This window comes from Saccharopolyspora spinosa NRRL 18395 (genome assembly GCF_000194155.1).
GTDB classification, from domain to species: Bacteria; Actinomycetota; Actinomycetes; order Mycobacteriales; family Pseudonocardiaceae; genus Saccharopolyspora; species Saccharopolyspora spinosa.
Map to the genome: position 1 here is coordinate 1 of NZ_GL877882.1, position 9,921 is coordinate 9,921.

Sequence of the window (9,921 nt, forward strand, 5' to 3'; positions counted from 1 at the left end):
AAACGAGGGAGGGGTTACGACGGCAGCGGCAGGACTGAAATGGGTGCAGGGACAGGGGCTCGCGGTTAGCAAAAACACTTGGGGGGATGCGTGGCGTGCTGCGACTGGGAAGGAGAAGCTGGTTCAGCGGCCTGGGGTACCTAGGGAGCGGTTGGCTGAGTGGGTTGTGCGGGCTCAGGTGGAGGGAGGAGCCAAGACGATTGAGGCAGGACTGGAATGGGTGCACGGACAGGGGAACGGGGTTAACAAAAACGCTTGGGCGGATGCGTGGCGTGCTGAGACTGGGAAGGAGAAGCGGGTTCAGCGGCCTGGGGTACCTAGGGAGCGGTTGGCTGAGTGGGTTGTGCGGGCTCAGCCGCCGGAGCGGGTGGCGTTTGATTTGGTGGTGGATCAGGTTGCGATCACGCTGCATCGAGCCTCGCGAGATGGTCTGCCCGAACTGGAGGCCGGTGAGGCCGCGCGGACGCGTGCCGAAGAGCTGGCGGCAAGGGTGCGCGAGGTGGGTTTGGAAGGCGCGCCGGATATGCGGCGCACTGCCTCACCGCCAGCACGGGCTGCTGCCGCCCGGGTTGCGGAGTTGAAGGCTCAGGAGGAGCTGACTAATGAGGAGGCGGCGGAGCTGGCGAAGCTCGAGGCGGAGGTGGCGAAGCAGAGGGAAACGTGGAGGAAAGCAAGCGCGAAGCATCGCCCGGCGAAAAAGGGCGCCGCCGCCGTCGCGATTGCGGAGTTGGAGGCGTTGGAGGAGCAGGGGACGCTGACTTCGGAGCAGCAGGCCGAGCTCAATTTGCGGTTGAAGGCTCAGGAGGAGCTGACTAAGGAGGAGGCGGCGGAGCTGGCGAAGCTCGAGGCGGAGGTGGCGAAGCAGAGGGAAAGGTGGAGGAAAGCTAGCGCGAAGCATCGCCCGGCGAAAAAGGCCGCCGCTGCCGCCGCGATTGCGGAGTTGGAGGCGTTGGAGGAGCAGGGGACGCTGACTTCGGAGCAGCAGGCCGAGCTCAATTTGCGGCGGGAAATAGAAAAGGAGATAAAGGATAATCAGATGGGCGGGAAGCAACAGCGGCCACTCTGGACAACAGGATGCCGAAGCGAAGACGGCGAAGCGGACTCGGCGGCGCAGGATGGATAAGGCGAAGTTGAACGAGTGGGTGGTGCGGGCTAAGAACGAGGGCGGGGCCGAAACGGCTGCGGCAGGACTGAATGGGTGAATGAAAAGGGGTCGAGGGTTAGCAAAAACGCTTGGGGGGATGCGTGGCGTGCTGCGGATGGGAAGGAGAAGCGGGTTTGGCGGCCTGGGGTAGATAAGGCGGAGTTGAATGAGTGGGTTGTGCGGGCTAAGGACGAGGGCGGGGCCGAAACGGCTGCGGCAGGACTGCAATGGGTGAATGAAAAGGGGGTCGAGGTTAGCAAAAACGCTTGGGGGGATGCGTGGCGTGCTGCGGCCGGGAAGGAGAAGCGGGTTCAGCTAAAAACGAGGGAGGGGTTACGACGGCAGCGGAAGGACTGAAATGGGCGCGTGCACAGGGGCTCCGGGTTAGGAAAACCTATTGGGGGGATGCGTGGCGTGCTGCGACTGGGAACGAGAGCGGCCTGGGGTACCTAGGGAGCGGTTGAATGAGTGGGTTGTGCGAGCTCAACAGGAGGGAGGCGCCAAGACGGCTGCGGCAGGACTGGAATGGGTGAATCGTCAGGGGGTCGGGGTTAACAGAAAGGATTGGGCGGCGGCGTGGCGTGGTCGTGGGGTTTTGGATCACTGGTCTGCTGATTTTGAGGATGACGAGGGGGGGGAGGCGTGGCGTGCTGCGGCTGGGAAGGAGAAGCAGGTTCAGCGGCCTGGGGTAGATAAGGAGCGGTTGAATGAGTGGGTTGTGCGGGCTCAAGTGGAGGGAGGGGCCGAGACGATTGAGGCAGGACTGGATTGGGTGAATCGGCAGGGGTTCGGGGTTAACAAAAATGTTTGGGGGGAGGCGTGGCGTGGTCGTGGGGTTCTGGATCGCTGGTCTGCTGATCTTGAAGATGAGGGGGATCCATTCTCGTGGCGGTCCCAGGCGGGAAAGGCTGCTGCCGCCCGGGTTGCGGAGTTGAAGGCTCAGGAGGAGCTGACTAATGAGGAGGCGGCGGAGCTGGCGAAGCTCGAGGCGGAGGTGGCGAAGCAGAGGGAAACGTGGAGGAAAGCAAGCGCGAAGCATCGCCCGGCGAAAAAGGGCGCCGCCGCCGTCGCGATTGCGGAGTTGGAGGCGAACCTGCCCGGACCCCCACCCGCCCCGGCCCCACCCGCCTCGGCCCCACCCACCCACACACCCCTCCCAGCACCGGCCACGCTCCCGGAGGTCTGGACACCCCACACCGACGATGAGGACGCCGCCGCGCTGCTGCCCAGGATCCGCGGCCACCTGGTGATCGGGCTGACCGCATCCGGCGGCACCCTCACCGTCGTGCCCGAACTGGCCACGCGAATCGAGCAGCTCCCCGGCTGGGCCAGACGACCGGTCGTGCTGATCGGATCTGAGGGATCGCTCGACCTCTCCGACGCCGCCCAGCTACGCGACACCCTCGGCGTCGACGTGATCACCGCCGACCAGGAGGTCTGGCACACCACCGATGGCCGGGTCGTCACCGGCGATCTGTCCTTCGTTCGCGGCGGGTTACCCACCTGGAGCGAACGCATCGACGCGATGCTCGGCGGCCACGCCCGGTCCGCGACCGCCGGACACTGGCACCTGTTCTCCGCCACCGGCGGCAACCGCCGGCTACCCGGCGCGGATCTTGTTACCGCACTCGCCGGCTCCGGCACCCGGGCACAGCCCGGGACCGCACCACGATCCGACTTCCGCTGGGGCGCACGCAGCGCACCGGTGACACTCGCGATCCACGGCACCACCGACACCGCCGACTACACCACCTGGACCCGCTCGCCCTATCACGCCGCCGCCCTCCCCGAGGGCAGAAAACCCCTGCTGGTACTCGGCCACGACGACACCGTCACCCCCCACACCGACATCGCCACCCTCCGCAGCGGTACCGGCGCGGACGTGCTGGCACGCGTGAACCGGGGCCGGGGCCCGAAATGGATGCTGCACCGGGCGGATGGAAGCCGGCCACGCCCGGTCCAGCCCCCCACCGACATCACCCGCACCCCACGACCACAACCACTGCTGTTCGCCGGACCCGGCGATTCCACCGCCACGATCCAGCAGGCCACACAGTCGGCACCCGACCTGCCAGGCACCCAGATCGTCGGCGTGCACGTCACACCCGACGGCCGCGCCGTGCTACCCGACGGCCGCCACGTCACACCCGAAACCCTCGCCAACGAAATCCGCGAAGACCGCCGCTACGTCCCAGGACAAGCCATCGCACTGCTGGGATGCACCGCGCACCGACGACCAGAACCAGGCGATTTGACCTTCGCGGAACGACTCGCCCGCGCGCTGCACACACGCATGTGGACAACACGAGCCGACGTGATTCAAACCGTGGACAACCGTGTCCACGCCACCCAGGTCACCGTCGCCGAAGACGGCACCTTGGTGCCGACCTTCGTCAACGGCCTGGGCACCGGGCACTGGCACCTGCTGGGCTCCGAAGGCCAACACCTATGGAGATCCGGCCCGGAACTGGGTACCGCCGTCACCCGGGACGGCTCGACACCCCCGCGTTACACCGACGGAACGCACCCCGCCCCGGTAATCAGATGGGCGGGAAGCAACAGCGGCCACTCTGGACAACAGGATGCCGAAGCGGAAACGGCGAAGCAGACTCGGCGGCCCGGGATAGAGAAGGATGAGTTGAACGAGTGGGTGGAGCGGGCTAAGAACGAGGGCAAGGCCGAAACGGCAGCGGGGCTCAAACCGAGGGAGGGGCCACAACGGTTGAGGAAGGACTGAAATGGCTGCGTGCGCAGAATCACGGAGTTGACAACGATGCTTGGCGGGAGGCGTGGCGTGCTGCGGACCCGAAGGGGAAGCAGGCTCCCCGGTCCGGGATCCCTCGGGGGGAGTTGGGTGTGTGGGTTGTGCGGGCTCAAACCGAGGGAGGGGCCACAACGGCGGGGAGTTGACTGAGGAGCAGGCCGCGGAGTTGGCAGAGCTCCAGTCGAAGGAGACGGAGCGGAAAGAGAAACACAGGGCAAGGGACGTGAAGTATTACCAGGCGAAAAAGGCTGCTGCCGATCGGGTTGTGGTGTTGGAGGAGCTGGAGGGGCGGGGGGAGTTGGCTGAGGAGCAGGCGGCGGAGCTGGCGGAGCTCCAGCCTCGGCGGAGGTGTATCCGGGTGAGTCGCAGGCTGGGCCGTCGACGGTCCAGATCACCGCCCACCAGGGGTCGGCTGTGGGTGATGTGGCCGCCGCTGGGCAGCAGGATGCTGATGCGGGAAAGGCGAAACGGCGGCCTGCGATAGATAAGGAGCGGTTGAATGAGTGGGTTGTGCGGGCTCAAGAGGAGGGAGGGGCCAGGGAACTCGGAACAGGAGACGGAGCTGGCGGAGCTCCGCCCGAAGGTGGCGCAACAGGAGCAGCAAAAGAGGGCAAAGAGCGCGAAGTATCGCCAAGAACTAAAGGCTGCTGTCGATCGGGTTGTGGCGTTGGAGGAGTTGGCGGGGCGGGGGGAGTTGACTGAGGAGCAGACGGCGGAGCTGGCGGAGCTCCGGCCGAAGGTGGCGGAGTGGAAGCAGAAAAAGAAGGAAAAGGATGCGAGGGATTACCGGGCGATAAAGGCTGCCGCCGACCGTGTTGTGGTGTTGGAGGAGTTGGCAGGGCGGGGGCCGTTGGCTGAGGAGCAGGAGGCGGAGCTGGCGGCACTCCGGCCGAAGGTGGAGCGGAAGCAGAAAAAGAAGGAAAAGTACGCGAAGTCTCGCCGGGAGAGAACGGTCGAAGGCGATCGGGTTGTGGTGTTGGAGGAGTTGGCGGGGCGGGGGGAGTTGACTGAGGAGCAAGGCGAGAAGGGCCGAGGCCGATCGGGTTGTGGTGTTGGAGGAGTTGGAGGGGCGGGGGCAGTTGACTGAGGAGCAGGCGACGGAGCTGGCGGCGCTCCAGACGAAGGTGGCGCAGCGAAAGCAGCAAACGAAGGAAGAGAACGCGAAGCAGTACAAGGCGAGAAAGGCTGCCGCTGCGCGGGGTGTGGGGTTGGGGGTGTTGGGGGGGCGGGGGGAGTTGACTGAGGAGCAGGCGACGGCCGGAGCGGTTGAATGAGTGGGTTGTGCGGGCTCAAGAGGAGGGAGGGGCCAGGACGGCTGCGGCAGGACTGCAATGGGCGCGTGGAAAGGGGTTCGGGGTTAGGAAAAACGTTTGGTCGGAGGCGTGGCGTGCTGCGGCTGGGAAGGAGAAGCAGGTTCGGCGGCCTGGGGTAGATAAGGAGCGAGAAGGGTTGCTGCCGATCGGTTTGTGGTGTTGGAGGAGTTGGAGGGGCGGGGGCCGTTGACTGAGGAGCAGGCGGCGGAGTTGGCGGAGCTGCGCCGGAAGGTGGCGCATAGGAAAGAGCAAGCGAGGGCAAGGAGAGCGAAGCAGTACCAGGGGAGAAGGGCTGTTGCCGATCGGGTTGTGGTGTTGGAGGAGTTGGCGGGGCGGGGGGAGTGCCTATCGACGAATCTCTCGACCACATCCGCTCATGCGTGGCCAATCGGGACGAATGGGACTGGGCCCCAGCCGAAGGTGGCGCAACAGACGCAGCAAAACAGGGCAAAGACCGCGAACTATAGCCAGGGGTTAAAGGCTGCCGATCGTATTGCGGTGTTGGAGGAGTTGGCGGGGCGGGGGCCGTTGACTGGGGAGCAGGAGGCGGAGCTGGCGGAGCTCCAGCGCAAGGTGGCGCAGCGGAAGCAGCAAAAGAAGGAAAAGAGCGCGAGGCGGTACCGTCGGCTGACTTCGATCTCGGTGCGTGGCCCGAGCAGGCGGTGGCGGGTTCAGCTTGGTCGGGGGGTGTGGGTGCGGGAGATGCCGGGGTGATGCTGGGCGAGGGCGCTGTCGAGGACGTTCTCGCGACCGAGTTGAATGATGTCGCCGGATTCCCCCCCGACTACCACGACTGGGACGGCTCCGTTGGGTTGTTCGGGGCCGAAGGGCCTGACAGGGGACCTTTCGGTGACCCATTTCCGGAAGGTGCGGTGTGGCCGAATGAGGTGGCTGCGGATCCGGTGGGTGGGATGGGGGCGTCTGGGGTGTGGGCGGATTCCGACCGGGATGCGGAGGGTGTGGTGGGTGCGGTGGGGTCTGGTGTGCGGGGGGTGAATCAGGCCAGCTACTTCTTTGGTGATGCGCGTTTTCGGGTGAATTGCCTGGAGCGGCCTGGGGTAGATAAGGAGCGGTTGTTTGAGTGGGTGTTGCGGGCTCAACAGGAGGGAGGGGCCGAGACGGTTGGGGCAGGGCTGGAATGGGTAAATCGGCAGGGGGTCGGGGTTGAGAAAAAGGTTTGGTCGGAGGCGTGGCGTGGTCGTGGGGTTTTGGATTACTGGCCTGCTGATTTTGACGGTGACGAGGATCCATTCGTGTGGGAAAGGGGTGTTGGTGAGGGCGATGTCGCCGGCGTTCTGGATGTGTCGCCGGTGCTGGCGGCGCTTCAGCCGAAGGCGCAGCAGACGCAGCGAGACAGGGCAAAGAGCGCGAAGTATCAACAGGGGTTAAAGGCCGAAGCCGCGCGGGTTGCGGTGTTGGAGGAGTTGGCGGGGCGGGGGGAGTTGACTGAGGAGCAGGCGACGGAGCTGGCGGCGCTCCAGCCGAAGGTGGCGCAACAGAAGCAGCAAAACAGGGCAAAGTCTGCGAAGTATGCTCAGCGGGTAAACGCTGCAGCCGATCGTGTTGCGGAGTTGGAGGAGTTGGCGGGGCGGGGGGAGTTGACTGAGGAGCAGTTGCGGAGTTGGAGGAGTTGGCGGGGCAGGGACCGTTGCCTGAGGAGCAGACGGCGGAGCTGGCGGAGCTCCAGCCGAAGGTAGCGCAGCGGAAACAGAAAGAGCAGGAAGATCCCGCGAAGTATCGCCGGGCTAGAAAGGCCGAAGCCGCCCGGGTTACGGAGTTGGCGGGGCGGGGTCCGTTGACTGAGGAGGTTGGCGGAGCTCCAGCCGAAGGTGGCGCGGCCAGTACAGCAGGACGAGCAGGAGGCGGAGCGGAAAGAGAAACGCAGGGCAAGCGACGCGAAGTATCGCCAGGGGTTAAGGGCTGCTGCCGATCGGGTCGGGACGAGAACCTGCGGGCGGAGTTCGCGACGTTGCCGATGTTCGATCAGGGTTTGCGGACGGACTGGGAGCAGGCGCAGCGGCGTATCGAGGCGTTGCGGGCGGAATTGGCCGAGATGGTGGATGACGCGGGCGAACCGGCCGGGCAACACATGGGTGAGTCTCGGGAGGGGCGGGCTGCGGCATTCGTGCCGACTGAGATTGCGACGTTGGCTGAGGTGACGGGTCGGATGGAGCGGCATTTGCGGACGATGCCGCTGGAATTCAATCCGAATCGTGTGCGTGAGAACGTCGAAACTGCGAAGCAGTGGGTGCAGCAGGGGCAGTGGACTCCAGCGCAGTTGCGGACGGTTGAGTCGAGGTTGGGGCTGACTGTGGAGCAGGAGGTGGAGCTGGCGGAGCTTCGGCCGAAGGCGGAGCAGTGGCGGAAACAGAAGGAAAGGATGGCGGATTGGTCCCGGGCGAGAAAGGCGGCTGCCGATCGTGTTGTGGAGTTGGAGGCGTTGAAGGAGCAGGGGCCGCTGACTGTGGAGCAGGAGGCGGAGCTGACGGAGCTTCGGCCGAAGGCGCAGCTGTGGCGGAAACAGAAGGAAAGGTTGGCGGATTGGTACCAGGCCAGAAAGGCTGATGTCGATCGCGCTGCGGTGTTGGAGGAGTTGGCGAGGCGGGGGCCGCTGACTGAGGAGCAGGAGGTGGAGCTGGCGGAGCTTCGGCCGAAGGCGTTGCCGATCGTGTTGCGGTGTTGGAGGAGTTGGAGGGGCGGGGGGAGTTGTCTGGGGAGCAGGCGGCGGAGTTGGCGGAGCTCCGGCCGAAGGTGGCGCGGTGGAAGCAGCAAAAGAGGGCAATTAGCGCGAAGCAGTACCAGGCGAGAAGGGTTGTCGCTGATCGGGTTGTGGTGTTGGAGGAGTTGGAGGGGCGGGGGGGGTTGGCTGGGGATCCGGGCTGCCCACCGAGGTGACGGGGAAAGCCGGTCCGAAAGGCGCGAAGAGGACACGGGGCGAGGCTGATGAGAGTGCTCGGACGGAGGCCGGCGAGAGTTCCGGGGGGACGAAGCGGCGGAAGGGGGCAGCAGCCGCAGCTGGGATTGATTCCGGCAGTCCGGGCAATGGCGAGAGTGAGACCGATCAGCGAGCACAGCAGGACAAGCGGGCGACGGAGCGGAAACAGGAAAACAGGGCAAAGAACGCGACGGAGTACCAGGCGAGAAGGGCTGCTGCCGATCGGTTTGTGGTGTTGGAGGAGTTGGCGGGGCGGGGGCCGTTGGTTGAGGAGCAGGCGGCGGAGTTGGCGGAGCTCCAGCGATGGGCGGGAAGCAACAGCGGCCACTCTGGACAACAGGATGCCGAAGCGGAAACGGCGAAGCAGACTCGGCGGCCCGGGATAGAGAAGGATGAGTTGAACGAGTGGGTGGAGCGGGCTAAGAACGAGGGCAAGGCCGAAACGGCAGCGGCAGGACTGAAATGGTTGAAAGGACAGGGGGCCGGGGTTAATAACGAGGTTTGGGGGAAGGCATGGCTTGCTGCGGATGGGAAGGAGAAGCAGGTCCGGCGGCCTGGGGTAGATAAGGAGCGGTTGAAGGAGTGGGTTGAGCGGGCTAAAAACGAGGGAGGGGTTACGTCGGCAGCGGCAGGACTGAAATGGGTGCGTGAAAAGGGGATCGGGGTTGGGAAAAACGTTTGGGGGGACGCGTGGCTTGCTGCGACTGGGAAGGAGAAGCAGGTTCGGCGGTCTGGGGTAGATAAGGAGCGGTTGAATGAGTGGGTTGTGCGGGCTAAAAACGAGGGAGGGGCCGAGACGGCTGCGGCAGGACTGCAATGGGTGCACGGACAGGGGATCGAGGTTAACAAAAACGTTTGGGGGGATGCATGGCTTGCTGCGGCTGGGAAGGAGAAGCGGGTTCGGCGGCCTCAGCTAGATAAGGAGCGGTTGAATGAGTGGGTTGTGCGGGCTAAACACGAGGGAGGGGCCGAGACGGCTGCGGCAGGACTGCAATGGGTGCGTGGACAGCGGTTCGCGGTTAACACCGAGGCTTGGCTGGATGCGTGGCGTGATGCGGCCGGGAAGGAGAAGCAGGTTCAGCGGCCTCAGCTAGACAAGGAGCGGTTGAATGAGTGGGTTGGGCGGGCTAAAAACGAGGGAGGGGCCAAGTCGGCTGCGGCAGGACTGCAATGGGTGCACGGACAGGGGTTCGGGGTTGACAAAAACGTTTGGGCGGATGCGTGGGAATCGTGTGCGTGAGAACGTCGAAACTGCGAAGCAGTGGGTGCAGCAGGGGCAGTGGACTCCAGCGCAGTTGCGGACGGTTGAGTCGAGGTTGGAGGCGATACATGCGGCGGAGAGGGCGTTGCTCGATGCTCGCCTGGCAATGGATGCGCAGGCGATAGGCGGGGCTGAGTTGGGGGCTGGGTATCGGTTCCTGGAGGGGGCGAACCGGGCCAATTATCTCTCTGGTGATGTGCGTTTCCAGGTGAATTGCCTGGAGGCGTTTGTGGCGTTTCATAATTCTCTGAAGTTCAACCGGGAGTTTGTGGCGGGGCCGGCCGGTACTGATCGGGATCCGGCTCGGTTGGAGGTGGCGTTCGGCCGGTGGGCCTGGCGGGTGGGTGGTGTGGCTGAGGTTGAGCAGTACGTGGGGAGCGGGCCGGTGGGCGTTGCTGTGCCGGTGATTTACCAGCGAGCCGACGGTAGCGCGCATGTGATCGCTGCGGTGCATGCCGGAGACCGCTATGGGCATCAGGTGGTGGATCTGCTGGATCCGCATAA

The 9,921-nt window shown here is 65.1% G+C and carries 7 protein-coding genes and 2 pseudogenes; all 9 read left to right on the forward strand.

Annotated elements, in window-relative coordinates; all coding sequences use genetic code 11:
* Positions 1–1,123: pseudogene (locus tag SSPN_RS58015) on the forward strand (hypothetical protein); the annotation flags it as partial.
* Between the two features lie 952 nt (positions 1,124–2,075).
* Positions 2,076–3,881 (forward strand): hypothetical protein, encoded by a 1,806-nt coding sequence (locus tag SSPN_RS47455; RefSeq protein ID WP_010314498.1) that lies wholly within the window; start codon positions 2,076–2,078, stop codon positions 3,879–3,881.
* 169 nt (positions 3,882–4,050) lie between these two features.
* The gene (locus SSPN_RS58020; RefSeq protein WP_010314500.1) at positions 4,051–4,392 is read left to right on the forward strand and encodes a hypothetical protein; all 342 of its coding nucleotides are present in this window, start codon (positions 4,051–4,053) and stop codon (positions 4,390–4,392) included.
* A gap of 15 nt (positions 4,393–4,407) precedes the next feature.
* Positions 4,408–4,995: a hypothetical protein gene (locus SSPN_RS60990; protein WP_010314502.1), complete on the forward strand. Its 588-nt coding sequence runs from the start codon at positions 4,408–4,410 to the stop codon at positions 4,993–4,995.
* Positions 4,988–5,182 carry a hypothetical protein gene (locus SSPN_RS0135680; RefSeq protein WP_148272097.1) on the forward strand — a complete coding sequence of 65 codons (195 nt, stop codon included), beginning with the start codon at positions 4,988–4,990 and terminating at the stop codon, positions 5,180–5,182. Before SSPN_RS60990 ends, SSPN_RS0135680 begins: the two co-directional genes overlap by 8 nt.
* A 537-nt stretch (positions 5,183–5,719) precedes the next feature.
* Positions 5,720–5,935 carry a hypothetical protein gene (locus tag SSPN_RS60995; protein WP_237710929.1) on the forward strand — a complete coding sequence of 72 codons (216 nt, stop codon included), beginning with the start codon at positions 5,720–5,722 and terminating at the stop codon, positions 5,933–5,935.
* Complete coding sequence (locus SSPN_RS57275) at positions 5,932–6,918, forward strand: hypothetical protein (RefSeq protein WP_010314508.1); 987 nt, start codon at positions 5,932–5,934, stop codon at positions 6,916–6,918. The genes SSPN_RS60995 and SSPN_RS57275 overlap by 4 nt, the downstream gene beginning before the upstream one ends.
* Positions 6,919–8,112: 1,194 nt before the next feature.
* A complete protein-coding gene (locus SSPN_RS0135700; RefSeq protein ID WP_148272098.1) occupies positions 8,113–9,396 on the forward strand; it encodes a hypothetical protein in 1,284 nt (427 codons plus the stop codon).
* Positions 9,389–9,921, forward strand: a pseudogene (locus SSPN_RS57280) (hypothetical protein); the annotation flags it as partial. The gene SSPN_RS0135700 and the pseudogene SSPN_RS57280, both read left to right, overlap by 8 nt.

What these genes read in the sequence shown, in the direction of transcription:
- SSPN_RS60990 (WP_010314502.1), top strand. Translation starts at nt 4,408, where the DNA reads ATGAGTGGGTTGTGCGGGCTCAAGAGGAGGGAGGGGCCAGGGAACTCG.